The sequence below is a fragment of the Verrucomicrobium spinosum DSM 4136 = JCM 18804 genome, assembly GCF_000172155.1.
In the GTDB taxonomy this organism is placed as follows: Bacteria; Verrucomicrobiota; Verrucomicrobiia; order Verrucomicrobiales; family Verrucomicrobiaceae; genus Verrucomicrobium; species Verrucomicrobium spinosum.
On record NZ_ABIZ01000001.1, the window covers coordinates 7658720 to 7685637 of the forward strand.

17 protein-coding genes are annotated in these 26918 nt (G+C 62.7%); 11 read left to right on the plus strand and 6 right to left on the minus strand.

All coding sequences use genetic code 11. The features are described 5' to 3' along the window. Positions 1–17 precede the first annotated feature (17 nt). Entirely contained in the window at positions 18–1454 is a 1437-nt protein-coding gene (gene creC, locus VSP_RS30900) for a two-component system sensor histidine kinase CreC (protein ID WP_029190896.1), read from the minus strand. 65 nt (positions 1455–1519) lie between these two features. Beyond that, a complete protein-coding gene (gene creB, locus VSP_RS30905) occupies positions 1520–2263 on the minus strand; it encodes a two-component system response regulator CreB (RefSeq protein ID WP_009965609.1) in 744 nt (247 codons plus the stop codon). Positions 2264–2515: 252 nt separating this feature from the next. On the opposite strand from creB, the gene VSP_RS30910 reads away from it, so the two are divergent. Next, complete coding sequence (locus tag VSP_RS30910) at positions 2516–3136, plus strand: Uma2 family endonuclease (protein ID WP_009965610.1); 621 nt, start codon at positions 2516–2518, stop codon at positions 3134–3136. A gap of 657 nt (positions 3137–3793) precedes the next feature. Here the strand turns inward: VSP_RS30910 and VSP_RS30915 are convergent. Together VSP_RS30915 and VSP_RS40325 are read right to left on the minus strand one after the other, a co-directional pair. Beyond that, a complete protein-coding gene (locus VSP_RS30915; RefSeq protein ID WP_009965611.1) occupies positions 3794–5107 on the minus strand; it encodes a DUF1501 domain-containing protein in 1314 nt (437 codons plus the stop codon). 24 nt (positions 5108–5131) lie between these two features. Next, positions 5132–7549: a DUF1549 domain-containing protein gene (locus VSP_RS40325; protein WP_009965612.1), complete on the minus strand. Its 2418-nt coding sequence runs from the start codon at positions 7547–7549 to the stop codon at positions 5132–5134. Positions 7550–7876: 327 nt separating this feature from the next. On the opposite strand from VSP_RS40325, the gene VSP_RS30930 reads away from it, so the two are divergent. Further along, the gene (locus tag VSP_RS30930) at positions 7877–10723 is read left to right on the plus strand and encodes a beta strand repeat-containing protein (protein ID WP_081452832.1); all 2847 of its coding nucleotides are present in this window, start codon (positions 7877–7879) and stop codon (positions 10721–10723) included. Here VSP_RS30930 and VSP_RS30935 read toward each other — a convergent pair. Beyond that, positions 10708–11172 carry a L,D-transpeptidase gene (locus VSP_RS30935; RefSeq protein WP_029190898.1) on the minus strand — a complete coding sequence of 155 codons (465 nt, stop codon included), beginning with the start codon at positions 11170–11172 and terminating at the stop codon, positions 10708–10710. The genes VSP_RS30930 and VSP_RS30935 overlap by 16 nt on opposite strands. A 50-nt stretch (positions 11173–11222) precedes the next feature. Between VSP_RS30935 and VSP_RS30940 the strand changes: the two genes are divergently transcribed. Next, complete coding sequence (locus VSP_RS30940) at positions 11223–12251, plus strand: aspartate-semialdehyde dehydrogenase (protein ID WP_009965617.1); 1029 nt, start codon at positions 11223–11225, stop codon at positions 12249–12251. Positions 12252–12431: 180 nt separating this feature from the next. Further along, positions 12432–13649: an anthranilate synthase component I family protein gene (locus tag VSP_RS38255; protein WP_044135194.1), complete on the plus strand. Its 1218-nt coding sequence runs from the start codon at positions 12432–12434 to the stop codon at positions 13647–13649. Between the two features lie 119 nt (positions 13650–13768). Here VSP_RS38255 and VSP_RS30950 read toward each other — a convergent pair whose 3' ends face one another. Beyond that, a complete protein-coding gene (locus tag VSP_RS30950) occupies positions 13769–14044 on the minus strand; it encodes an HU family DNA-binding protein (RefSeq protein WP_009965621.1) in 276 nt (91 codons plus the stop codon). 130 nt (positions 14045–14174) lie between these two features. Between VSP_RS30950 and VSP_RS30955 the strand changes: the two genes are divergently transcribed. The 7 genes from VSP_RS30955 (at position 14175) to VSP_RS30985 (ending at position 26878) form a co-directional block, all read left to right on the plus strand. Continuing rightward, complete coding sequence (locus VSP_RS30955; protein WP_044133722.1) at positions 14175–14693, plus strand: gamma carbonic anhydrase family protein; 519 nt, start codon at positions 14175–14177, stop codon at positions 14691–14693. Positions 14694–14800: 107 nt separating this feature from the next. After that, a complete protein-coding gene (locus tag VSP_RS30960) occupies positions 14801–15688 on the plus strand; it encodes a polyprenyl synthetase family protein (protein WP_009965623.1) in 888 nt (295 codons plus the stop codon). 23 nt (positions 15689–15711) lie between these two features. Continuing rightward, the gene (locus VSP_RS30965) at positions 15712–16071 is read left to right on the plus strand and encodes a metallopeptidase family protein (RefSeq protein WP_009965624.1); all 360 of its coding nucleotides are present in this window, start codon (positions 15712–15714) and stop codon (positions 16069–16071) included. A 383-nt stretch (positions 16072–16454) separates the two neighbouring features. Then, positions 16455–17750 carry a glutamate-1-semialdehyde 2,1-aminomutase gene (gene hemL / locus VSP_RS30970; RefSeq protein ID WP_009965625.1) on the plus strand — a complete coding sequence of 432 codons (1296 nt, stop codon included), beginning with the start codon at positions 16455–16457 and terminating at the stop codon, positions 17748–17750. Between the two features lie 509 nt (positions 17751–18259). After that, positions 18260–19921: a DNA repair protein RecN gene (recN, locus tag VSP_RS30975; protein ID WP_009965626.1), complete on the plus strand. Its 1662-nt coding sequence runs from the start codon at positions 18260–18262 to the stop codon at positions 19919–19921. A 97-nt stretch (positions 19922–20018) separates the two neighbouring features. Beyond that, a complete protein-coding gene (locus VSP_RS38260) occupies positions 20019–26303 on the plus strand; it encodes a tetratricopeptide repeat protein (protein ID WP_198141269.1) in 6285 nt (2094 codons plus the stop codon). Continuing rightward, a complete protein-coding gene (locus VSP_RS30985; protein WP_009965629.1) occupies positions 26300–26878 on the plus strand; it encodes a hypothetical protein in 579 nt (192 codons plus the stop codon). Before VSP_RS38260 ends, VSP_RS30985 begins: the two co-directional genes overlap by 4 nt. Positions 26879–26918 lie beyond the last annotated feature (40 nt).

Below are 26918 nucleotides of genomic sequence, written 5' to 3' on the forward strand. Positions count from 1 at the left end.
TCGCGGAAGCGGCACCATCAGCGCACGGGCAGACTGAAAATCGCCCGGGCCCCTCTCGTCCCATCCCGGTTTTCCAGTTCGACCTTTCCACGATGCAGAAGCGCCGCCTCCTTCACGAAGCAGAGGCCCAAGCCGCTGCTCTTCCGGCCGGTGTGGGGCCGGGGCAGGGAGTAGAAGCGCTCAAACACCCGTTTCTTCGCGTAGTCAGGGAGCCCCGGCCCGTCATCCTCCACAATGAAGCAGGCCCGGTCGTCCACCACCTTCAGGCCAATGGAGATGAGCCCTCCCTCCGGCGAAAAATCCACGGCGTTCTGCACCAGATTGATCAGCGCGGTGTGGAGCAGGAAGGTATCGCCCCTCACCTCCACATCGTCCTGGATCCAGTGGTCGAGCCGCAGCCGGTTTTGCACCAGCATGGGCTCAAAGTGTTCGCAGACCTCACGACAAATCACGCTGAGATCCACTATGGAGGTCTCGTCCAGCGCCTTCTTCTTCTCCAAGCCCGCCAGAGCCAGCAGGCGGTCAAGCAGGTCCTGGAGACGCAGGGATTCGCCGTGGATGTTGCGCAGGAACTTGCGCCTCTGCTCCTCGGGCATGGTGCCCTCCTGCAACAGCTCGGCCGCCCCGCGGATGGCCGCCACGGGGCTCTTCAGCTCGTGCGTCATGGTCTGCACGTAGTGCTCCACGTATTCACGGTTCTCCAGCACATCCCGCATGGTCTCAAAGGCCCCTCCCAGCGTCTTCATCTCGCTGCCGTGGAGGGCGGGCACGGCGGGGCGCTCGCCCGCGGTGACGGCCTGCGCGTAGTCGGTCAGCCGGCGGATCGGTCGGGTCGTCCATCGGGCCAGAAGGAAGGAGCCCATCACCATGCACAGGATGAGGGACCCGATCGTGCGCTTCAGCCAGGCCCGGGTCTCATCGCGGAACTTGAACACACTGCGCTGCGGCTTCGCGACACTGACGACGCCCACCACCCTGTCGTCCACCCTGATGGGTGCGGCGGAGTACATCACCGAGGAGTTGACGTCATTCTCATCCTCCCGGGAGGAACGGGCCCCGTAAAAGCCGTTGAGCGTGAGCACCACATCCCGCTTGGCCCGCTTCTCCCCCACCGTCTCCGGGTGCAGGGAGTCAAACAGCACCACCCCTTTCGCATCCGTCACATACACATCCATGTCCACCCGCGTTTTGAGGAAGGAATAGATGCGCGCCTCAAACTGGCGGTTCTTCGCCCCTTCCATCGCCGCCTTCATCGGCGTCGAGTCCAGAGTGCCGTCTGCCCTCATGTCCCGGGACAGCATCTCCGCCAGCACATGCGCGATATCCACCATGGGCTCCTCCGCCGCCTCCAGGTACTGGCGCTCCACCCGTTCCAGCACCTGATCCATCATCAGCCAGAAACCAATGGCCGAGATGAGGGCGAAGCCGAACAACAGCTTCGACGTGAGGGACATGGAGAAGGAGAACTTCAAAGCTCAATAAAAAAAGATCGATAAACAGCCCCGGCCCAACGGCTCTCTCAGCTCCAAGCTTCCGTGAGTGAGTAGCCCATGCCGCGATGGGTCACAATGGCCTCCACCTCCTCCCGGATAAGCTTCATCTTGGCCCGGAGAGACTTCACGTGCGCGTCCACAGTGCGCTCCATCGCCGCATCTGGCTCGTCTGAGGCGTGCTCCATGAGCTGGCTGCGGCTGAAAACCCGGCCCGGGTGGCGGGCCAGCGTTTGCAGCAGACGGTACTCGTAGCGGGAGAGCGGCAACACCTCACCGAAGTACCGGATCTGGCAGCGCGTCTCATCCACCACCACCGGGGTGGTCGCTCCGAGCGGTCCCGCCTGGGGCTGAGGCGTGACTTGGGCTTGGATCGGGCCCGTGGCAGCAGGAGCGGCCTGGGGCTGGGTCCGCCGTAGTACCGCCCGCACCCGGGCCGTGAGCTCCCGGGGGCTGAAGGGCTTGCACAGGTAGTCATCCCCCCCAATCTCCAGACCCACCACGCGGTCCACCTCAGAAGAACGGGCCGTCAGGAAGATCACGGGCACGTTCTTGGACGTGCGCACCTGTCGGCAAACCTCAAACCCGGTCATGTCCGGCAGGCCGATGTCCAGCACCACCAGCGCAAACTCCTCCTGGCCCAGGATCTCCAGCGCCGAGGCCCCCGTGCCGGAGATCTGCACGGCGAATCCTTCAGACTCCAGCGAGTACTGCAGGGTGTCGGCAATCGACGGCTCATCTTCAACGACAAGGATGCGGGGACGGATGACCATGGCGGGAAGGGCGGGGCAGAGAGATTCTGGGGCAGACCAAGGCACAATGTGGGCGGAGAGCATCTGATTTTATCGGGTGGGGCTGCATTCGTCATCCACGCAGCTCCCTCAAGGCGAGCCAGTGCGACTTCTGCCATGATGTCCGCCCGGATTGAAAAAAGTGTGAAGCGTCAGTGAATAGGAGATGAATTCCGCCGCTCCGAGGCGCAAAAGATCTTTTGAATCCCTCAACAGGTGGGGCATCATAGGCCCATGGCCCTGCCCAAGTTCGTCAAATCATACACACCCGACGAGTACTATGTGCTTGAGCGTCTCGCCGACTACAAGAGCGAATACTACCAGGGAGAGATCTTTGCCATGTCAGGATCCACCACCCGGCACGCCATGGTGGGGACCAACTTGCTGGTTGAGCTTGGAATCCAGTTAAAAGGCAAGCGCTGCTCCCCCATCAACAGCGACCAGCGCATCAAGGTGGAGGCAACGGGGCTGCGCACGTATCCGGACGTCAGTGTCTTTTGTGGTCCCAAGGAATACGACGCTGAGGATTCCCAGCGGGACACCGCCACGAATCCCACCATGCTGTTCGAAGTCCTTTCCGAATCGACGGAAGGCTACGACCGCGGCACAAAGGCGGAGCACTACCGGCGCATTCCCTCTCTCCAGGGCTACGCCCTCCTCTCGCAGGACAAGGCGCACATTGAGCTCTTCGAGCGCCAGGGAGATGGCTCATGGCGGCTCACCGAAGCCACCGGTCTGGAGTCCTCGATTGCTCTTTCATGCATCGACGTCACGCTCCACCTCGCAGAGGTTTACGCCGGGGTGGAGTTCGATGAACCCACTTCCTTGAAGGTCATCCAGCCCGAAAGGGCGTGATGAGGGTATTTTAAAGTGGTTTCCCTCGCGGTCATGGAGTGGCCCTTGGACACTTGACAGCTCTCCGCGGGACAAGCGTCGCATACCGGGAAGTTAGTGCCTGCCAAGGAACCTGGTGACTGACGTGGGGGTGTTGATGGCGGTGGAGAGAAAGCAGATGCGGTCGGCCTTCCCACCTGATCATCCTCCGCGGAGGCACCCAGGGTTGACTCGCTTAAGGCTCGTCCAACCGCTGGGCTGTGCTAGAAATCCCCTTCGGGGATTGGCTGCGAACTGAGCAGTAGTTGGTTCCTTGGCGGCCACCCCAAAACGCGCGCGATTGGTTCGTTCTCCTCACGTCGACAACTACGACCGGTGTTATTGGCCTCACGGCAGAAGGCATTCTCAATCACCCTCCGCATCCGCACACACCCCGATGGCTCACGCCTCAACTCCCACCCACTGGTCTTTGATCACCCACCACCCAGCGCCCCTGTAGTTGTCGACGTAAGGAGGCACTAGCTGAAGCGTCTGCGAGCTTCTCCTGCTCGCCGATCCCGCCAAGTATCGACAGACGGTGGGCTTTATCGGCGGAAGGCGGAAAGAATGCCCCATCCGGATTACTCCCGCAGCCACGCTGCGGGGCACCCTCAACCACCAACCTCCCCCGGCCCCGGTTCAGCCAAACAACTGTGTGAGCGGCTGTCCCTTGTCCGCCACGGTAAAAGGCCGCTTGCTGGGTGAGTACAACACCTGGTCAAGAGGAATGCCCAGGGCATACGCGATGGTGGCGTTGAAGGCGGGAATGTCCACTTTGTTCTCCGCCACCTCGAACCCCTTCTCATCCTTCTTCCCGTAGGCCTGGCCTCCGCGAATGCCCCCGCCGGCGAACAGACAGGTGAAGGCCTTGGGATGGTGGTCGCGGCCGTCGTTCTGGTTGATCTCCGGCGTGCGGCCGAACTCCGTGGCCAGCACCACCAGCGTCTCGCTCAGCAGTCCCCGCGCCTCCAGGTCCTGGAGGAGGGTGCTCAGCGCCGCGTCCAGTTCTTCACAAAGCTCCGGCACACGGATGAAGTTCGCATTGTGCGTGTCCCAGTTGCCGAAGCTTACTTCCACGAACCGCACCCCGTGCTCCACGAGGCGGCGGGCCAGCAGGCAGCCCTGGCCAAAGGAGGATTCGCGCCCATAACGGTCGCGCAACTCATCGTTCTCCTGGCTCAGGTCAAAGGCCTTGAGCTCCTCGCTCTTCATCATGCGCACGGCATCATCATACATGTCCGCGTAGGCACGCACGTTCTTGACGTTGTATTTCTGCGCGAAGGTGGTGTCGAGCTGGCGGGCCGCCCCCAGGCGGCTGCCAAAGCGGTCCTCACTGCTGGCGAACCAGCTGTTGATCTTGCTGTTGGAGACGCCGTCATCCGGGTCATTCACCATGAGCGGGCTGTACTTGGCCTCAAAGAACCCGGCCCCGGGGTGGCGGCTGTCGTTCCCGATCATCACACTGCCCGGCAGGCTGGGATTGCCACGCTCCTGGAACTTCTGCAGCCAGGCCCCCATGGCGGGGTGGCGGATGGAGCTGCGCAGCGTGTAGCTGGTGTGCATGTAGTACTGCCCCTGCTCATGCGCCCCCTGCGTGGAGTTCATGGAATTCACCAGCGCCACCTTGTCCATCTGGCGGGCCATGAGGGGCAGATTGGAGCTGATGCGAATGCCGTCCGCCGTCGTCTTGATGGCGTCTGTCTCCCCGCTCACCTCCTTGTTCTCCGGGCGGGGGTCAAAGGTGTCCAGGTGGCTCATGCCGCCGGTCATGTAGAGGTAGATCACGTTGCGCGCCGTCGCCACCTGCTTGAGGGGCGAGGTGCCCAGCCCGGCGGCGGCAAGACCGCGCCCCTGGAGCTGGTTCAGAAGAGACACTCCAAGGAAGGTCTTGGCCGCACCGCTCACAAACTGGCGGCGGGTGGGCTGGTCCACGGACTGGAAGAGCGGGTTCATCGAAATAAATGCAGAAAAGGGTGGTTACTGGATGAAGAGGAACTGGCGGGTGTTGAGCACGGTCCAGAGGATGTCCCCCCGGCCTTCCTGCGGGTTCTGCTCCACCATCGGGCGCAGCACCGCTTTCTCCTCCTCCGTGGCCCGGCGGCTCAGCGTGCTGAGGTAGATGGTGTCGATCGCGGCGTTCACATCTTTGCCATCCTTCCGGACTTCCCGCGCAAGCGTGGCAAAGGGGCTGATCAGGTTGCGGAACAACGCGCCATTCATCATCGTCAGTGCCTGCATCACGGAGGCATCGCGATTGCCATTCTCCACCAGTTCCCGGTCACTCTGACCATAGAGTCTGAGGAAGTGCCCGTTGGGGGCCGGATTGCGCAGATCTGCCGCACGGACCAGGTTGCGGTCCCGGTACTCGGCAAACTTGCGGTAGTTCTCCTTTTTCTCCTTGGTGTCCACGCCCCATTCCAACATCTCGCGGTCGCGCACGGCCGTCTGCCAGTTCGAGTAATCCTTGCGCTGCTGGTCCAGGACGAAGTCCAAGGCCTCGTCCATGGTCGGGATCTTGCCAAAGTGCTTCACCGCTGCCGCGATCTGCGCGACGAACTCCGGATCCGTCCGCTTCGCCACCACGTCAGGCTCCTTGGCAATCTGCTCCGCGAGCTTCTGGAAGCCGGCGTTGAAGACGATCTCGTCGGACTTTGCGTAGATCTTCTGCCGCTGGGTTTTGGCCGCCTTTTTGGCCTCGCGCACCTCCGCCTCACTCAGCGTGCCCGCCTTGAGAGCCACCGTCTTGGCCTGGATGTCCTCATTCAGATCCTTGCCATAGGCCGCGATCTTCCGGGCCCCTTCCACCAGCTCCGCCGGGGTCTGGGCCAGGAGGGTGCGGTCCATCCACTCCACCTTGGTCAGGAGTTGCTTCGTGTCCATGTAGGTGGCATGGCTGGCCTCATCGGGATTGTCCTTGGCCAGGGCCACGATCGAATCCCAGATCTGTTCCGCCGTCATGCGGCGCAGCAAAGGTCCCGGGAAGTGGTATTGCGCCCCCAGCTCCACATCCGCAGTGTAGGCCTCCCGTTGATAGGTCTGGGAGTTCAGCAGGATGCGCAAATACGCCTTCATGTCGAAGTTCACCTGCTTCATGGTAGTTTCAAGGAACTCCATGAGGGCCGGGTTGCTTGGCACGGTGGAGTCCGTGATCTCATCCACGGGGTCGATCACCCCCATGCCCATCACTTTCTTCCACAGCCGGTTCGCCACCACCAGGGTGAAGCGCGGATTCTCCCGCGAGGTCATCCACTGTGAATAGGCCAGGATGGGAGCCTCACCCTCCTTGGTGATCTTGCCGTCCTTGGAGAAGGACACCGGGATCATTGGTTCGATGTTCGCACCGGGTCTGGCATCCTTGTACTGGTAGTCACCAGGCAGCTTCAACGTGCGGTCCAGGGCGTACACATGGTTGAAACGCAACCGGAACAGGATCTCGCTGAAGGCCTTGTTCATCGTCCGGCGCTCCTCAACCGCCAGGCCCTGCTGGGCCATGAAGCGGTTCACATCCGCCGCATTGGCCAGGGCGTTGGACCCTGCCATGCCGTTGCTGTGCGCGGCCATCTGGTAGTAGTCCATCTGGCTCCACTTGTCGAAGGGGTGGTTGTGGCACTGCGCGCACACCATCTGGGTGCCCAGGAAGACCTGGGTCGTCACTGCCATGTTGTCCAGCGGCATGCCCAGATCCCGCATGTAGAACCCCATGGCCCCATCTTCATAGGTGGCACCATCGGCAGTCAGCAGTTCCCGCACCATCCGGTCATACGGCTTGTTGTCTCTCAGTGACTCCTTGAGCCACTGGATGTACGCCGCCCCTGCCTCACGCCCCTGCCCACCGGGGGCAATCCCGTTCTTCACCCGCAACACATCCGCCCAGAAGTTGAAGGCATGCTGCACATAGCCGTCGCTGTTCAGCAGTTGATCAATGAGCTTCTGCCGTTTGGTGGCATCCTTTGATTCCAGGAACGCCACGGCTTCCGCCTTGGTGGGAATGCGGCCAACCACATCCAGATAAATGCGGCGCACAAAGACCTCATCGGAGACCGGCGCATTGGGCTGGATCTTTTCCGCCGCGAGTTTCGTGGCCACCAGTTCATCAATCTTCGCCGCCGCCTGCTGGACCTCCACCTTGCCGGTGTAGAGAGGCTCCCTGGCTGGCGGAGTCTCCAGGAAGGTTACCTGCGCATTGCGATCCGCCCGTTTGGCGTTTTTGGCCACCGCCTTGACTTTGGGTTTTGCGGCGGGTGCAGCGGTCGGATTCACCGCCGGGACCGCCTTGGGAGTCATTTCCTCATCCGCGCCGGGCGCTCTGCCGGGAAGTGACATCACCACCACGGCCGCTGCGGTGGTCACCGCGCGCAAGCCTGTCGTCAGGTATTGCTTTCTCACTGATTTCATCGCTCTGGAGTCAAGTCGTTAGGACTGCGTCGTGCGCCGCAGCATTCAAAGAGGGTCACCAATGTTGCCACTGGCTGGCGCGTGAAAACGAAGCCGGTGGACACGCCTTTCATTTTTTTCGAGGTGGTTCGCCAGACTGCCCCCACGATCCGGCGCAAGCGTGATCAAAACAATCGCAAGGGATTGGGAGAAATCGTGTCCAAAACCCCCCGCGATTTTGCCTCAAGAGGAGCGGCGTCCTTCCGACCTGTCTTCCCTCTACGGGAAGAAAACGCTCTAGCGCGCTCATCTTAAACCGCTTGCCTCACCCAAGCGCCCCTTGTCTTCATGCCCTTCCCCATCCTCCTCTCGTTCCAATCCTCACGCACCCCGGCATCGCGCCGATGGAGCATGCTGCTGTTGGGAATGGCTTCCCTCCTCACGACTCTGCCCCTGAATGCCGCCAACTTCTATTGGCGGGGCAGCAGTGGCACGGGAGGATCGGCAGACTGGGACACCGCGTCATCATTCTGGTTCGACAGCACCTTGAAGCCCTGGGCCACCGGGAATGCAGCCATCTTCGGCTCACCCACAGATACCGATGCCGGCTTGGGAGGTACTTTGACCTTACGATCCGCAATCGAAGCCACCACCCTGGTCTTCCAGAGCAAGGCCAATGGTTATCTGCTCCAGGGCGACACCAGTGCACGCAGCCTGACCTTGAGTGGGAACATCACCATCGATCCTGCGGCGACCGTTACCTTCGGCCAGAACCTCACCGTACAGCGCACCGGGCAGATCCACGTGGACGGCGGCGGCAAGCTGGTCATCGACAGCGGCGCGACCTTGACCACGCTGGGGAGCAGTTTCCTCAACATCAACGGAGGCACCACCGTCGAGGTCAAGACCGGTGGCATCTTGAGTTCCGGCGAGACCTTCATCGTGGGGACCACCGCCTCTGGCAATGGAGCCTCAGGATCCGGCACCCTTCTGATCAGCGGCGGCATCGTCAATGCCGGTGCCAACACCTCAGGAAGCCGCAATTTCATCTTGGGGAACCGGACCGGTAACGCGGGCGACGTGGTCGTGACCATCACCGGAGGCGAGCTCAACGGCAACGCCTCCGCCACAAACGGCATGGTGTTTGAGAACACCGGAGCCAGCTCGGCCATCTTCAACCTCGATGGCGGCACGCTCACCGTCCGGCGGGTGCTGCGGTCAGGAAGCCCTAACGCGGGCGAGGTCACCGAGTTCAACTTCAACGGAGGGGTGCTCAGGGTCACGGATACCGCAGGGGACGCCGGGGACGTCAACTTTGCCTTCCTCGCCAACACCTCCGGCATCACCTACAACGTGAAGGAGGGCGGAGCCATCATCGATACCAACGGGCGAAACGTCCTGGCCGCGGCCCAGCTCGTTCATGCGGGCACCGCTGCGATCGACGGCGGCTTCACCAAACGCGGCAGTGGCACCCTTCAACTCCACGGTGCCAACACCTTCACCGGGGCCACGGTGATTGAGGCGGGCACATTGAGCATCGCCTCCGATGGCAACCTCGGCGCAGCCCCCACCACCGCCACACCCGCCAGCCTGGTGATCCATGACGGGGCCACTCTGCGCACCACTTCCGCCGCCGATCTGGCTTTGAGCACCAACCGGGGCATCGCCATCGGTGCCGCCACTGGCGCGGGGACCAGCACCATCGAGGTGCAGTCCGGCTCACTCACCTTTGCAGGCATCATCGCCAATCGAGGAACAGGGCCCGCGGGTCTGATCAAAACCGGTGCCGGGGTGCTCAATCTCTCTGGTTCCACCGCCAACACCTTCAGCGGCCCCATCACGGTGAAAGCCGGCACCCTGCGGGCCGCCAGCGCGGCGCGACTGGGCACCGCCACCAATGTTCCCACGAACTTCACCCTGGACGGAGGGGGCTTCGACTACACCGGCGGCGGCTCCCCCATCGAGCGGGGCATCCACATCACTGCCAATGGCGGCACCCTCTACAGCTCCGTGGTGGCGTGGCGGCTCAATGGCAATATCACCGGCTCCGGCACGCTCACCATCAATGTGACGGCGGGATTCATCTCCACCTCGGGCGACAACAGCGCCTTCACCGGTGACATCGACATTGCCGCCGGAGAACTCCAGCTGCGCAAGGCGGCGGCCCTGGGCACCACCGACGGCAAGACCACCGTCCGCACCAATGCCACCCTGTCCCTGGACCAGAACGGCACTGGGGGAGGCGGCCAGGTTCCGGGAGACAACAACTACAAGGACGCCCTGGTTCTTGAAAACAACGCCACCCTGCGCAACCGCGGCGGCACCGGCGGCGGAGCGACCAACAGCCTCTACTCCGGCACCGTCACCCTGCAATCAGGCGTGGCCGTGATGGACATCGCGGGTCGTGTGCTCACCGTGCAAAACGTCATCAGCGGGGCAGGAGGCATCAACAAAACTGGCGCGGGCGAACTGGTCGTGGAGGCACAGAACACCTACACCGGGAAAACCACCGTCTCCGCAGGCACTTACTCCCTGGGAGCCTCCGCCTCCATCGCTGACAGTCCGTGGCTCCAGGTGAACAGCGGCACCACGCTCAAAGCGACTGCGCTCACCGGGACCGGGGGCTACACCACCAACAGCCAGGTCTTCACGGGCTCCGGCACCTTCCTCGGCAACTTCGGCTTGGGCGGCACCGCTCTCATCAAGGCGGGCGACTCCACCACCCAGGCCTTGAGCTCGATAGCCAGTGCAGGAGATCTCACGGGCAACCTCACCTTTGATGGAGACCTCTCCTTCAGCGCCAACGCCAGCGCGACCACCCGCGCCATCTTCGGCCTGGGCGGCGCTGGAGCGGGCCAGTTCGACCGGATCACCATCACCGGTGCCCTCAATGTGGGAGCCAACACCCGGTTCGAAGTGGTCTGGGTGAACGGCTTCGAAGCAGGCTGGGGCCAGTCGTTCGATCTCCTGGACTGGGCGTCGGGCTCCGCCATCTGGGGCACCTTTGACCCATTCCTCGAAACCTCGCTGGACCTCCCTGAGTTCACCCTCGGCTCCGGCCTCTACTGGGACTACAGCACCTTCAAGGACGACGGCATCATCCGGGTGGCTCCCGAGCCCTCCCGTGCCTTGCTCCTGCTGGCAGCATGCGGCACCCTTCTCCTGCGGCGGCGGCGCAGCTATTCCGCTATGTAAACGGGCGTGCCCGGCTCCACCAGATCATAGAGCTCCACCACATCCAGATTGCGCATGCGCACGCAGCCGTGGCTGCCCCGCTGACCGATCAGCTCCTCCTGGTTGGTGCCGTGGATGTACACGTAGCGGTCCTTGGTGTTCGCATTGCGCTCCTCCGTACCCTCCAGCCACAGGATGCGCGCCAGGATGAGGTCCGCGTCGGTCTTTTCCCCAGGCACCCATTCGCCCACAGCCTTCCGGCTCTTAAAGATGGTGTGCAACGGACTGTCCGCCCCGTGCTTCTCCGCCACACGAAAGGCCCCCAGCGGCGTGCGGTTGGAGCCCTCCTCAAAACCAATGCCAAACTTCGAGGTGCTGCATGGCCAGCTCTTCACCTGGCGCGTACCATCCCATAGGGAAAGGGTTTGCGTGGCGACGGAGACTTCGAGGCGTGGGTGCGAAAGTTGCATTTTGCAGGCGTCGGGGTAATCTGCCCGCCCTTTTCTACAAAGCAAACATCATGAGCAACACCAAACATGTCGCGGTCGTCGGCGCCACCGGAGCGGTGGGAGTGGAAATGTTGCGCTGCCTCGAACAGCGCAACTTCCCCGTCGGCCAGCTTACCCTTCTTGCCAGCGCCAGGAGCGCCGGAAAGACGATGAAATTCAAGGGTGAGGACGTGACAGTGAAGGAACTGACGCCCGACGCCTTCGCCGGTGTGGACATCGCCCTCTTCAGCGCAGGCGGCGGCATCAGCAAGGAGTTCGCTCCACACGCCACCAAGGCGGGCGCCATCGTGGTGGACAACTCCTCCGCCTTCCGCATGGATGACGAGGTGCCGCTCGTGGTGCCAGAGATCAATGCTGCGGACCTCAAGAATCTTCCCAAAGGCATCGCCGCCAACCCGAACTGCACCACCGCCATCACCCTGATGGCCCTGTACCCGCTGCATCAGGCCTTTGGCGTGAAGCGTGTGTTCGCCAGCAGCTACCAGGCCGTCTCCGGCACCGGAGCCCAAGCCATTGAGGAACTGGAAGCACAGATCCGCGACTGGGCCTCTGCCGACCGCAAGTGGGACGACGTCCGCCTCGCTGCGGACAAAGTGAAGGTCTATCCCCACCAGATCGCCTTCAACGCCCTGCCGCACGTGGACAGCTTCCTCGACTCCGGCTACACCAAGGAGGAGATGAAAATGGAGAACGAAGGGCGCAAGATCATGCACCACCCCGGTTTCCGCGCCAGCGTCACCTGCGTGCGGGTGCCCGTCTTCCGGGCTCACAGCGTGGCCGTGAGCGCTGAATTTGAGAAGCCTGTCACCGTTGCAGAGGCGCGCGCCGTGCTCGCCAAGGCCCCGGGACTCGATGTTGTGGATGATCCCACGCTCAAGCAGTATCCGCTGGCTCTCGATGTGGCTGGCAAGGACAACTGCGCAGTGGGCCGCCTTCGACTCGATTGCGCCCTCGACAACGGCCTCGCCTTCTGGATCGCCGGCGACCAGCTCCTCAAAGGAGCCGCTCTCAATGCGGTGCAGATCGCTGAGTGCCTGTAACCGACACCCTGGCAGACTCTTCCACCCCGCAGCGGCCTTCTGGTCCTGCGGGGTTTTTGTTGGTTTGTCCGAGCGCGTCGTTCAATCGTCCCGCCTCCCGCCGTCCTGCTTGATGTCCCGGCACTTCCAGTGCACTTTGACAAGGCTGTGACATCCGTTGGACATGCCCCGCACCCCTCTTTGCTCCAGCCGCCTTCGCCGCTGGAACTCGCGCGTGCGAAGCAGGCTGCAGGCGACCTGGTGTTTCTCGACAGCGCCATCGCTACCAACAGTTCCTTCTCCATCGTCGCCGAGGCCCCGGAAGAAGTGCTGACCGGCAATCTCTTTGAAGATGCCTCCAAGCTTCGCGAGATCATGCAGCAGCACCGTCCCCGCCATGTGGCGGATCTCGGTGCTCCGGCTGGTGGCCTCTATGGATGGATCGGGTTTGACGGGCAATACACGCTGGGCCGCTTTGCCCGATGCCACGTGTATCAACACGGAACCCAGTCCTGGCTCAAGACTGGAGACGGCGCGGGCGATGGCAGGCCGGATCTGCTCAAGGCCACTGCCACCGCGCCGGTGGAGACCCTCCTTCCCGAGTTCACGCCATGCATGACAGAGGAGGACTTCTGCAACCGCGTCCGGCGCGCGCAGGAGTACATCACCGCGGGTGATATCTACCAGGTGAACCTCTCCTATCCCTGGTCCGCCACCTGGCCGGCGGGCTTGGATCCATGGCGTTTCTACGAGCGGCTGCGCAAGGCCTCCCCCGCCCCCTACAGTGCTTACCTGAACCTTGCCGGCACCCAGGTGTTCAGCGCATCACCCGAGTGCTTCCTCAAGATCAGCGGCAATCACATCGTGACCCGCCCCATCAAAGGGACACGACCGCGCGCCAGCGAAGCGATCGAAGACCAGTGCCTCGCCGGCGAACTGCTCAACTCCCCCAAAGAACGTGCGGAGCTCGTGATGATCACTGACCTGGAACGCAACGATCTGGGACAGGTTTGTGAATACGGCAGCGTACAGGTGACGGCGTTGTTGAAGCACGAACGCCATGCGCAGGTGCATCATCTCGTCTCCACCGTGGAAGGCACCCTGCGGCCTGATGTGGATCACCTCGATGCGTTTCTGGCATGCTTTCCCGGCGGCTCCATCAGCGGTGCGCCAAAGAAGCGCGCCCTGGAGATCATTCACGAACTTGAGCCGCATCCACGCGGCCTCTACACCGGCGCCATCGGCTGCTTTGGCTTCAATGGTGAAAGCCACTTCAGCATCGCCATCCGCACCGCCTGGCGTGAAGGTGAGCACGCCATGTTCAACACCGGTGCCGGCATCGTGGCAGATTCGGATCCGCTGCGTGAGTGGGAGGAAACTCGCCACAAAGCCGCAGGCCTGCTGCTGGCCAGCCGTTGACTCTCAACATCAATTGCCGCCTCTTGGAAAAAAAGAGCCCGCGGCTGCGAGAGCCGCGGGCTTTTGTCTGAGAGAGAGTGACTGAACGCGTCTCAAGAAAGACGTCTTCAGCGGATCGCTTAGAGCGCGCCTTTGAGGGCGGAGGAGGGAACGAAGCGAACCGTCTTGGAGGCTTTGATCTTCATGGCTTCACCCGTCTTCGGGTTGCGGCCGGTGCGGGCGGCACGCTTGGCCACCTTGAAGGTACCGAAGCCGATAAGCTGGACCGTACCGGTCTTTGCCACGCCCTTGGAAATCGAAGCGAGCACGGCTTCCACGGCATCCGAAGCGGCGCGTTTGGAAGTGTCCCCGCCGAGATTCTTTTGCACGGCTTCAATAAGTTCAGCTTTATTCATGGTCTGCGTGATATGTTTGGGTTGCTGGAAGGACCCTCTGCTGGATAAGTGCGGGGCTTCGCGTTTGTTTATGGATAAATTCACGGAAAGCGTCAACCCCATTTCGTCTCCAGCCCTTATTTTTTCAGGCATGAAACGCTTTTTGCTGCCACAAGAATCACCCCGGATTGACATCACTGCATTCATCGCCGCAGGAGCAGTTGTGGTAGGTGGTGTGACCGTCTCCGCCGAAGCCAGCATTTGGTACAGTTGTGTTCTCCGTGGCGATATTAATCACATTCATATTGGCCCCCGCTCCAACATTCAGGACGGCACTATTGTGCATGTGGCAGATGACTTTGAGGCGAGGGTGGGTGAGGCCGTCAGCGTGGGCCACAGAGCCATCATCCACGCCTGCACCATCGGAGATGAGACTCTGGTCGGCATGGGGGCCATCGTCATGGATGGTGCCGTCATCGGTCCACGCTGCATCATCGCAGCCGGAGCCCTGGTGACCAAGCACACCGTGGTGCCCGAGGGCTCGCTCATCGTAGGCTCACCTGCACGGGTGGTGCGAACCCTGAGCCAGGAGGAACAGGCAGGAAATGCCCGGCTTGCCGCGAAATACGTCGAAATCTCGCGCCGATACCGGGACATGGGCCAACTGTAAAATGCCAGACGAGGCGTATCTGCATCGAACTGCCGCTTGAGATTCCAGCAGGATTGTTCCAAGGAAAGATGCCCATGCCGTGAAGGCATCCCTCACTTCCTCCTGCCATGTCTGCCGATCTCAAGTCTTATCTCACTCAACGTGTCGCCTTTGTGGATGCGGCGCTGGATCGTTTTGTAGCAGCGGCAGAGACCCGGCCGGTGACGATTCACAAGGCCATGCGGCACAGTCTGTTCGCGGGTGGGAAACGGCTCCGCCCCATCCTCTGTCTTGCCGCAGCCGAAGCTTGTGGCGGCTCGCTGGAGAATGCCTTGTACGCTGCGTGCGCAGTCGAGTGTCTTCACACCTATTCGCTCATTCATGATGACCTGCCCTGCATGGATGATGACGACATGCGGCGCGGTGTGCCCACCTGTCACAAGGTCTTTGGCGAGGCCATGGCCCTGCTGGCCGGGGATGCACTGCAGGCGCTCTCGTTTGAACTGGTGGCGCAAACTCCGGTGACCCACCGCCACTCTCCCGCCGCCATGGTCTTGGAACTGGCCCGCACTGCCGGCAGCCTGCATCTGGTGGGCGGACAGGTCGCGGATCTGGAAGGGGAAGGCAAGAAGCTCGGCATCGAGGACCTGCGCTACATTCACGAAAGCAAGACCGCCGCACTGTTGACCTCCAGCGTGAAGCTGGGCGGCATGAGTGCTGATGCGCAGTTGGATCAAGTGCAGGCGCTGCATGACTTCGGCATGGCCACAGGGCTGGCCTTCCAGATCATCGACGACATCCTGGACGTGACGCAGACCACGGAAAAGCTGGGCAAAAGCGCTGGCAAAGACGTGGCCTCGGAGAAGTCCACCTACCCCGCCCTCATGGGCCTGGACGCCTCCCGCGATGAAGCTCATCGACTCACCGGGAAAGCGCGCCAGGCGCTGGAAGTCTTCGGCCCCAACGGTCACTGGCTGCATCAACTGGCAGACTACCTTCTCAAGCGCGACTACTAGCCGCACCAGCCGCCGCATTTTTCATGCACCCCAAGCTGTTGCGACTGGCCCAGACGGAAGTTGAGCGGATCCTCGCACAGCTTCCTGAAACCGTTCGCGACGCCGCACTTGAGTGTTTCATCTCCTACGAAAACGCCGCAGACGAGTCCGACGAGACCCTGGCGGACCTGCTCGGGCTCTTCGAAGGATTCAGCCGGTTGGACCCTGAACCCTCCGGCCCGTCCGAGATGCCCCGCGTGCGCCTCTTCCTGGACAACCTCTGGCTCTATGCAGAAGAGGATGAGCGCACCTACCGTGATGAGGTTCGCATCACTTATTTACACGAACTCGGCCACTACCTCGGCTGGGGCGAGGAGGAGGTCGAGGCCCTGGGGCTGGGGTAGGCCGCCTGCGGCGGAGACACAAGACTTCAAGACACAAGACGAAAGACCTGAGACTGGGAAGGGAAGGTGCTTTTCAGGCTGGGCGGAAGAGGGGCCCTGCTCCACGCATTCCTAGAACCCAGTCTTCCCGCTCCGCATGCGATGTTGGAGTTGCGTCCCGCATGCGGGACGGTCAGGAGGCAGGCGGCCTGGCGACAACACCAGGGCCAGGGAACGTTCATCGCCCGGCGAAGGCCGCGTCAAGCCGAAACACTCCAAGATGCTGGCGCGTTGAAGGACGCCCCCCTTGCCAAACAAACATTCTCCATCCATCCAGCATCCCCCAAGGCCACTCCCCCCTCTTCCCGCTCGACTCCGGGCCGTCCCGCGCTACTCATTCTCCCATGTCCGACTCTCCATCTTCGCTTTCCTCCAAGTTGTTTGCCATGGCGAAGCAATACATCCCCGGCGGGGTCAACTCCCCGGTCCGCGCCTTTCGCAACGTGGGCGGCGAGCCTTTCTTCGCCCAGCGGGCCAAGGGCTGCCGGGTGTGGGATGTGGACGGCAAGGACCGGATTGACTACGTGGGCACCTGGGGTCCGGCCATTTTGGGCCACGCCCCCCAGTGCGTCATCGAGGCGGTGCACAACGCCGCCAAGGACGGGGTCAGCTTCGGCATCCCAAATGCCTACGAGGTGGAGATGGCCAAGCTCATCGTGGACTGGGTGCCCAGCGTCGAGAAGGTTCGCATGACCAACAGCGGCACAGAGGCCACCATGTCGTGCATTCGTCTCGCCCGGGGTTACACGAAGCGCGACCGGATCGTGAAGTTTGACGGTTGCTATCACGGCCATGTGGATTCCCTGCTGGTCGCGGCTGGCAGTGGTGCCCTCACCCACGGCCACCCGGACAGCGCCGGCGTGCCCAAGAGCTTCGCGGAGCTGACCACCGTGCTGCCGTACAACGACGTCGCCGCCCTCGAGGAGTGCTTTGACAAGTACGGCCACGAGATCGCCGCCCTCATCGTGGAGAGCTACCCTGCCAACGCCGGGCTCATTCTTCCGCAACCGGGTTTCCTGCAAAAGATGCGCGAGGTCACGGAGAAGCACGGCGCGCTGCTGATCCTGGATGAAGTGATGACCGGCTTCCGTGTCGCCCGCGGCGGGGTTCAAGAAAAAGAAGGGCTCAAGCCAGATCTCACCGCCCTGGGCAAGGTGATCGGCGGCGGCCTCCCCGTCGGTGCTTTTGGCGGTCGCGCCGAGATCATGGACTACCTTGCTCCCGATGGTCCCGTGTACCAGGCTGGCACCCTGTCTGGCAACCCCCTGGCCATGGCCGCCGGTCTGGCCCAGTTGCAGGAAATGGAGAAACAGAAGGGCTGGGACCGTCTGGAAGACCTCGGCCAGATCATGGAAACCGCGGTGCTCGATGTACTGAAGAAGACCGGCCGCAACTACCAGTGGTATCGCACCGGCAGCATGTTCTGCCTCTTCTTCACGGAGAAGCCCGTGCTCAATCTCACGGACGCCAAGACGAGCGACCTCGCATCCTTCAGGAAGTTCTTCCACTACTGTCTGGACCACGGCGTGTACTTCGCGCCTTCGCAGTTCGAAACCGGCTTCATCAGCATGGCCCACGGCCCTGATGATCTGGCTCGCACCGCCGAGGTGGTGCAGAAAGCGTTGCTGTCATTGGATTAAGTGGGAGGTGGTGAACGATCCGCCAAGTATTCGAACCCGGAGGGTTCACCATGAATAGCCATGTGGTGGAGCGTGCGTAGCGAGTGCAACCCATGGAAAACGTGGAGCGGAAACTCTTCCGCGGAGCGGTCGGCCATCACGACGGTCATACATCCCAAGCAGACACTACCCGCCCAAGGCCTACCGCTCCGCGGTAGCACGGCGTTGACACTTTCCACGGGTTTGACTCGCTAAACTCGCCTAACCCGTGGCTATTCATGGTGGACCCTCCGGGTTCGGAATCCCCCCAAACACCACGCATTTAGAGAGATGTCACCCCTGCGAACCGCATTGGCCTCAAGTTCCCACGAGAGAGGCTCCTAACACAGAAGCCCTGTCGCCGTGTAGACGCTCCGCCGCCGGAGGTCTCTACCAGACATCTGCCTACCAGTTTTCAGCAAACGCACCCCGCAGGCGTTTGCAAAAAAGAAGGGCGCTCGCATAATCGCAGTGTCTTCCTCCCCCACCCGATGCTCTCCCTCCTCAAGATCCAAAATCTCGCCCTCGTAGAAGACCTCGCGTGGGAGCTTGGTCCAGGTCTCGTGGGCGTCACCGGCGAGACAGGAGCTGGCAAGTCCATCATCGTGGGCGCGCTCAAGCTGATCCTGGGTGAGCGTGCCGACAAGGGGCTCATCCGCACTGGCACGGAGTCCTGCAGTGTAGAGGCGGTGTTTGATCTGAAGAAGACCGACACCGTGGACAGCATTCTGACGGCATCGGGACTCGATCCGCTGGACGGGGAGTCCCTCATCATCCGACGGGTCATCGGAGCCAGCACCAACAAGCAGTTCGTGAATGGTTCGCCCGTCACGTCCGCCATGCTCAAGGAGCTGGGGGCCTACCTGGTGGACCTGCATGGACCTCACGACCACCAGTCACTCAATTCACGGGAACGCCAGCTTGAGATGCTGGACGGGTATGCGGGACTTGATGACGCCAGCGAGGCGTATCGTGCCGCGCATCAAATCTGGCGGAAGGCCGTGGGCGAGTACGAAGAACTCGCCACCAGTGAACGAGCCTCCGAGCAGGAGATGGACATGCTCCGCTTCCAGATCAACGATATTGACGCGGCGGGCCTGCGCGAAGGCGAAGAGGAACAGATCGAATCCCGCCACCGCATCGCCGCGAACGGTTCCCGCCTCGTGGAACTGTGCGGACAGGTGGAAGAACGCCTGGGCGAAGGAGAAGGAGGTGTGCTGGCAGGCATGCGCGATGTCTCCCGCCTCCTCCATGATCTTGAGAAGCTTGACCCCAAGCTGGCGGAATCCTTTCAGGGCTTCCAGTCGGCCTACATTGAGCTGCAGGATCTGGAGGGCAGCGTCCGCGACTATGCGGAGGAGATCGAAATCCAGCCCGAGGAACTTGAGCGGCTGGAGGAGCGCATTCACATCATCCAGCTCCTCAAGCGCAAGTACGGGAGCTCCATCACCGCGATCCTGAAGTTCAAGGAAGAGGCAGAGGAGAAACTGGGCCGGATGGAAAACCGCGGCGAAGCTCTTGAAAAGCTGGACCAGGCGGTCAAAGCCTCCCGCAAGGAGGTGGACAAGCTGGGGCACGACCTCTCCGCCCAGCGCAAGCTGGCCGCTCCACGCCTGGCCAAGGACATCGCCGTCCACCTGGCGGATCTTGGGTTCAAGCGGGCCGTGTTCGAAGTGTCCCTGACGCTCCGTCCCGAGCCTGCCCGCGACGGTTTGGAAGAGGTGGATTTCCTCTTCGCCCCCAACCCGGGCGAACCGCTCAAACCTCTGCGCCTCACCGCCTCCAGCGGGGAAATGTCCCGTGTGCTGCTGGCGGTGAAGAGCGCCCTGGCGCGGGAGGACTCCATCCCGCTCATGGTCTTTGATGAAATTGACGCCAACGTGGGCGGCAACATTGCCGAGGCCGTGGGCCGCAAGATGGCCGCCCTCTCCGGGCAGCATCAGGTCATCGCGATCACCCACATGCCCCAGCTCGCCTCCCTGGCGCAGAGCCATTTTGTGGTGACCAAGGAGTTCGACGAGCACCGCACCCGCTCCACCCTGCGGGAGGTGGCTGGCCCGGCCCGGGTGGAGGAGCTGGCCCGCATGCTGGGCGGCAAGGCCGAGAGCGCCCGCATCCACGCCGAGAGTTTGCTGGCCGGAGCGGCAAAGTAATTGCTGCTTTGAACGCCAGTCCGTGTTGTACTGGCCAAGCCAGATGCCTGAGAATCCGGTGGTGCACGCCCCGGATGCGGGCCGTATCCTATCATTCATGACCATGTTTGCCGCGCCTCTCGGAAAACGGAATGCCCGCTCGCAGGATGGATCTCCCCCGGGTGGGACCCAGGCTCGAGCACTTCCCAGCGCTCGCAAGGGCACGGCAGGCGGATGGATCGCCGCTCTCACCTGCGCAGCAGGCCTTTCATTGTCCCCGGCGGCAGACACCGCCACGGCTGCACCCTGGTCTGAGAAGGACTCCCGTCTGGCGAGCGAGTACCTGAATCTCCTGGTGGAACAGCCGGAGTACGGCCGGGTGCTGGACCTGCTTTGGGATCTCTATCGCAAGCACGACTCCACCAGTTTTCTGCTGGAAAACATCGCCACCCAGGCCAAGGCCCAGCCCCACCCTCACATCACGCTGGTCCACGCCCACCTGCTGCGCAAGGCAGGTCACAATGCAGAGGCTGCCGCCTTGTACGACGAGGTGCTCAAGAAAGAGCCCAAGAATCCGCTCGTCCTCCGTGCCCGGGCCGATCTGGCGACCGAGGCGGGCGACTCCCAAATTGCCCTGGACCTCATTCAGCGCCTCACCACCCTCTTCCCGGAGAACGACGTCCAACGCATCCCCTTGTTCCTGGAACAGGGACGCCTGGCTCTGGCACTGAACAAACCCGAAGAGGCGGCCAAAGTCTGGGAACAAGCGACCCAACTGCAGCCGGAGAACACGACCCTCGTGCGGGAGGTGGCACAACGTCTGCTGGGCACTGGATTCCTGGAAAGGGCGCTCGCTCTCTATCAACAACTGGCCCAGACCACGGACCCTGAGAAGCGCCTGGATGCCCTCCAGGATCTGGCGCGAATCGAAGAACAAGCCGACCATTTTGAACCAGCCGCGGAGGCCCTGCGCAAGGGGCTGGCCGTGCTCCACTTCAAAGACTGGCGCTACGCCCAGTTCTTTGTGCGCCTCGTCAGGCTGCATGAGCGCTTTGGCCATCTGGACCTGCTCAAGGCGACCCTCGCAAAGGAAGCCGCAGTCCGCCCCGCCCAGGAAAAAGCCCTGGCGGACATGGCCCGCTTTTCCGACCTGACGGTGGATTCCGATGAGCACCTCCGCTGGCTGCGGGAGCTTGTTTCCTCCTTCCCAGACGCCACCGACTACCGCTGGCAGCTGGTGACCGCGCTGCTGGATCATGACCAGTGGCAGGAGGCGGGACAACTGGTGGATGCGCGGTTGAAAAACGACGGCACAGATCTTCCCGCCCTGGTCCAGTTGCGTTGCCTGGCGCACCTCCGGGCGGGCGAGCCAGAGATGGCCGTGGCCCGGCTGCGTCAGGTGCTGGACACCCAGGGCAGCACCCTGGAGGTGGAGCAGCAGGTCCTCGCGTTCGCACGGGAGAAGGCACTGGATGAGATCGTCGAGCGCATCCTCCGCGCCCGCATGGCCCGGGATCCGGACAAGGCGGAGGTCGTCTTCGAGCTGGCCTCCTATCTGGTAAAACGCCAGCGGCTGGAAGACGCCCGCAAGGTGCTCAACGAATACGCGGCGACACCCGGCCTCCGCAATGAGGAGGCCCAGCGCCGTCTTCAAGACGTAGCCGCTTTCCTCATCACCTCCCAACAATCCGATGCGGCAGAAGAAGCCGCCCGCAGCGCCGTGAAAAAAGGCGGCGACCGTGGAGCGCTCGTCCAGCTCGCCGATGTTCTCTCCCAGAAAGGAGACCACGCTGCGGCCCTGCCCCTCCTGGAAAAGGCCTGGACCCTGAGCGACTCCATCGACAAGCGGACGGATGTGGATGAGATGATGCTTTCCATCCTCTCCGGCGAACAGGCTCAGGAAACTTCCTCCGCCGCCGAGCCCACGGGCGAGTTCAAGATGCCCTCCATCTTCACGGGAGAGGGGTTTGGCTCCGAGGCCCCGCCCGTCCAGCCACAGAAGGGCATCCCCGAGCCGGTGGCGGAATTCGCCGCCGGGCTGGTGCTCCGCCTGGGTGCCATGCGCCAGACCGCTATGCAGGGTGTCACCCTCCTGCCTGTGCAGTGGGCCCGGGACTGGGTGGGCCCCCTCGCCGGACTGCTGCCAAAACCTGACGGCGGGGTCCAGCCGGAACTGCTCCACCGCATCGCCTGGTGGTGCCTCCGGGCCGATCAGTACGACATGGCCTACGCCGTCCTCGCGAGGCTGCACTTCGACGCCCACGGCCGCTGGCAGCCGGCCCCGGTGGAGACGGAAAAGTTGCTCCTCGAACTGGCCCGGGCGGACCAGAACATCCTTCTGGCCCTGCGGCAGCTTCGTCTGCTGGCGGACATTGATCCAGACAACCGGTTCAGCCACCTGCTCCGTCTGGCGGAGATGGAGGGCAAACGCGAGAACCAACGCGGGCTGGATGTGGCCATCCACATCATGGAGGACCTGCTGCGCACCGATCCCTTGAACGAGTCCATCATCTCCATGCTGGCCCCGCTGTATCTCGAGGACGGCCGCCGCGAAGAAGCCACCGCCATCTGGGAAAAAGCCGCCCGGGAGGCCAGAGGCACCGCAGCCGGGCCGCTTCTGGAGCGCTACGCCGAGGTGCTGGTGTCCCAGCGCAAGTTCAAGGAATTTACCGATGTGCAGATGCGTCTGCTGGAGAATGAGGCCGACGTGAAGCGCCGGCGGGAGATCTTCCTGCGGGCGGTGGAGCGCCTCATGTGGGCGGACATTGTGCAGGGCACCCTGCCCGATGACCAGGTGCAACTCCGTCTGAAGCTGCTGCTCTCCGCGCTGGAGGAGCGTTCCCGCCGCGCCCCGTTCGACGGCTTCTGGCATGAGGCACTGGCGACCGTGTATGAGCGCCAGGGCGATGCCACCCGGGCGTTCGAGGAAATGAAGCACGCCTACTACACCGCACCGGAGACGCCCTTCTCCCTGGAACAGCTGCGGGCGGCGGCGATGCGGGTGGGTGACATCAAGAGCGCCATCTATTTCCAAAAACAGATTGCCGCCGCAGCCTCGGCCAAGTCCGGTGCGGAGGAGTGGCGCGAGCTGGTGGAGCTCCTGGAGCAGGACTTCCGCATGGTGGAGGCAGACCAGGCCCGCCGTCGTCTGGAGGCCAAGTTCTCCCAGGACTCAGCCGCGCTCGAAGAACTGGCCCGCTACTACGTGGAGACCGGCCAGGAAGAGGCCGCCCGCCGCGTGCAGGAGCAGGTGGCCCGTGTCCGGTCCTGGGATGTGAAGAACCTGCTGCGTCTGGCCCTGCAGCAGAAGCAACTGGGGGACACCAAGGCCGCCCAGCGCACGCTGCGACAGGTGCTGGGCGCCGCCCCGCCCCCGGAACCGAAGAAGACCGACAACGTGGCGGTGGAGCGCCTGCCCTGGCCGCTCATGGATGGCCGCAAGGGATCCGCAGCTGCTCCCACCACCCTGCTCAGCGCCCTGGACAACGTCCCGGGCCTGGAACAGTCGGAACGCGACCGCATCCGTCAGTTCTTGACCATGCCCCGCAGTGAGTTTTCCGAGGTGCCCGATGATGTGAGCGCCATCCGGCTGCGGGCCGTGGAAGAGCTGGCCCGCATGCAGGCAGGAAAGACGGGCTGGGCTCATCTGGCCCCGGGTGCCGTGCTCTCGGAAATGGAAAAGGCCTGGGCCCTGTTTTACATGGGCGACGGCCCCGGTTTCCGTGCCGTGCTTGCGCAGAAGTCCAGCAAATCGGACTCACTTGAACTACGCTTCCTCAAGGTCTGGATGGGACTGCGCTCCCACGGCATGGCCGATATGCTGGCTTGGGCCCGGCAGCGGGGCGTCGGGGAAGCGGCAATGCAGCAACGCAAGGGACTGCTTCAGGCAGCCACTCATCTCCTGGCGGAAGATGAAATGTTTGAGTTCACCCCAGGCGATCTCATTGCGCTCGGGAAATCGGGGCTGCTGAGCAATATCGAACTGATCGACATCGCCCGAAAACTGGAGAGCCGGCAGAAGTATCCCCTCTCGATTGAACTGCGTCTGCTCGCGCTGGAACGGGACCCCACCCCACAACCGGTGGACGTCCTTTTCATCGCCAATCTGGCGGAAGTGATGGGCAGAACCGCCGAGCAAAAGCAGTACCTGCAAATGGCGTGGAGCATGCCGGTCAAGGCCGGCCCCCCGCAAGCATTTGACCCCTTCCTCTATAGCTTTGTCAGACTGTTGCGCCTGTGCGAGACTCCGGTTGAGCGGGAGCGGCTGATCCGCCAGAGCTGGGCGAGGCTCCAGGCCCTGCCCCCCTCTGGTCAGGGGACGCTGCGGGAGACCATCGTGCTCGGCACCGTGGGTGCGGAGCAGGCAGCAGCGGCAGAGATGGCAGCCTATTTCAGCAATGGGTTCCTGGCAGCCCAGGCCTTTGTGGAGCCCATGCTGGGCGGCAGGCTGCCCCCCGGTGCCCAAGCACCCGGCCCAAGAATCGATGAAACCACCCATCTCCGGCACTACTGGGACGACCTGAGGGAATGGGGAGATCTCATTCGTCAGGAAGGTCTGGCAGGCCCGCTCGTGCAGGTGGAGCGCACTCTGGACCAGCGTTTGGGCGGGGTGCCGCTCGGGCCGAAGTCGAACTACGAGTTCGGCGTCTGGCGCAATCTCGCCCTCACGCGGCGGATGAGGCCGGTCAGTTACCCGGAGCGGGTGCGCATGCTCAAGGAGTTTCTCGAGGCGGATGACCAGGTGGACACCCTGCTGGAGTTGGGCCCCTTCCTGGAATCCCAAGGGTACGCGAGAGAATGCATGGAGGTGTATCGCCGCCTGCCAGCGCGCGCGCCCTCCAATGTGGAATACTGCGAGCAGTACCTGCGCGTGGCGGAGAACTCCTGGGAATGCGAGGCCGCCATCCCCTTCATCGAGAGGCTGTTTGTCGCGGAACCCCAGTTCAAACCGCAAAACCTTGCCGAAGGGCTGCTGGAAGAGAAGCACGCCCGGTTCCTGGCTCGTCTGCACGATGTGACCCGCCTGCGGATGCTCTCCTTCCGCGGCACGGCCAGCGTCAAACCCATGCTGGGCCGGGTGCCAGATGAAGTGCCCTACCTGCGGGAGCTCGCCCAGTTGCTGGAGCGGCTCAATGACAAGCCCGGAGCCCTGGCCGCCTGGGAACAGCTTTACAGTCTCTGGCCGCAGGACATGGACGGCGCGCTCCATGCCGCCACCATCCTGGCCGAACAGGGCAACAAAACCCGTGCGCTGGAGTTGCTGCGCAAGGTGGACTACACCAACCTCTGGAATGACCCCATCCGGGAATCTCTGCTCCTGCGGGTGAAACTGGCCGCATCCACCGGACTTTGGGATGAGGTCCGCCTCATGATGAACGTGGTCACTGGCACCGCAGGAGGCAAGAACGGCACGGTGCCGCACACCCCCAGCGTGATCGCCATCAGCAAGGTCCTCGTGGACCACGACCGCCGGAGTGAGGCCCAGAGCCTCCTTCTCCGGGCGGAGCGGGCTTCCAAGGACACGCTTGACCGTTTTCGCCTGCGTTTGACCCAACTGAAGCTGGCCGCAGAGGATCCCACCTGGTCCCCCTCTCGCGATGTCGCCCGAATCCACAGCCTTTTGCTTCTGGAGCCTCTGGAGCCCGAATCCATGAGCGAGTTTGCCGCTTTTCTCACCAAGGAAGCCGCCGGCTCACGCGCCGCCGCCTGGGTGGAGGTGCTCAAGGGGTGCCCTGCACAGGGCACGACCCCGGCGGTGGCCTTCTGCAGCCTCGCTCCCCTGCTCTCCGAGGCAGACGTGCTGCCAAGACTGGTGCGCCCCTGGCAGCAGGCCTCCTCGAAGACGGCCATGATCCAGCGACTGGCGGTCCAGACCCTCCTGGCTCAAAACCGGCCCCAGTGGGCCCGACAGGTCGCTCTCACGGGCGAGGGTCGCGCTTTGGCCGACTCACCCGTGATGGTAGAGGTGTTTGCGGCTCTCAAGGATGAGCACAGCCTGAAGGAGCTCTTTGCCCGTGTGGTGCGCATGTCGTTCCCGGGAGGAAGTGACACCCAACCCTTTGCCGAGACCTTTGCCAAGACAGGTCACACACGCCTGGCGGATGAGTTCTACGGACTGGCCCTCGACCGCCTGCGTGCCAAAGGGGAGTCCCTGCCCAAGCTGGTGCAGAGCTACGCGCAGTTCCTCATCGGGCAGCACCGGTACGAAGAGGCTGAATCGGTGCTCTTGATTGAACATCAAGGCATGACTGAGGGTCTGCCCGCTCTCCTCCTGGCACTGTATCGGGGCTGGAACAAGCTTGACCGCCTTCCTCAAGAGCTGGCAAAATTCCACCTCCCCGACGGGATCATCAGTGAAGTGCTCTTCCTCCGGCAGAGCCAGCCCCCCCTTCCCCCTACATGAAGCACCTTCCCCTCGTCCCTCTCTTCAGCACCGTGCTGCTTTGTCTCCTGCCATCTGCCTGCGCCAGCAAAAGCCAGGGATCCCAGGCAGTCGGAAAGAAGGAGAAAATGGGGCCGACCATGTCGGAACGCATGGGGAAGTGGGACATGGGCAAGCGCAGCAACTTTGAAAAGAGCCTGGGCACAGCAGGTGCCAACAAGGACTTCAAGACCTCTAACTTCCACCGCCAAAAGGACTTTAACACCGGTTCTGCCTTCTCAGGGGGCAATGACAAGTTCAATGCCAAGAGCTTCGGTCAGTCGGACAAGACCACCTATGACCGCAACAAGGTCTTCTCCGGCGCGGACGACAAGAGCAAGCTCGGCAACAGCAGCTACAAGACCGGCGAAAGCCGCTTCTCCCGGGAGGAAGTCCGGGACTCCGGAAAGACTTCCTCCCTCGATGACGATGTCTTCCGCACCCACGATAATCGCATGGGCACCAAAGGACTGGAGAACAGCAAACGCCCGGTCGTGGAAGACCGTGGCCCGGACTACTCGGAGAGCCAGATCCGCTCCCTTCTCAACAAAGGTTGAGAGAGTGAACAGCAAGTCGTTTGACGCCCGGGGAGCCCCA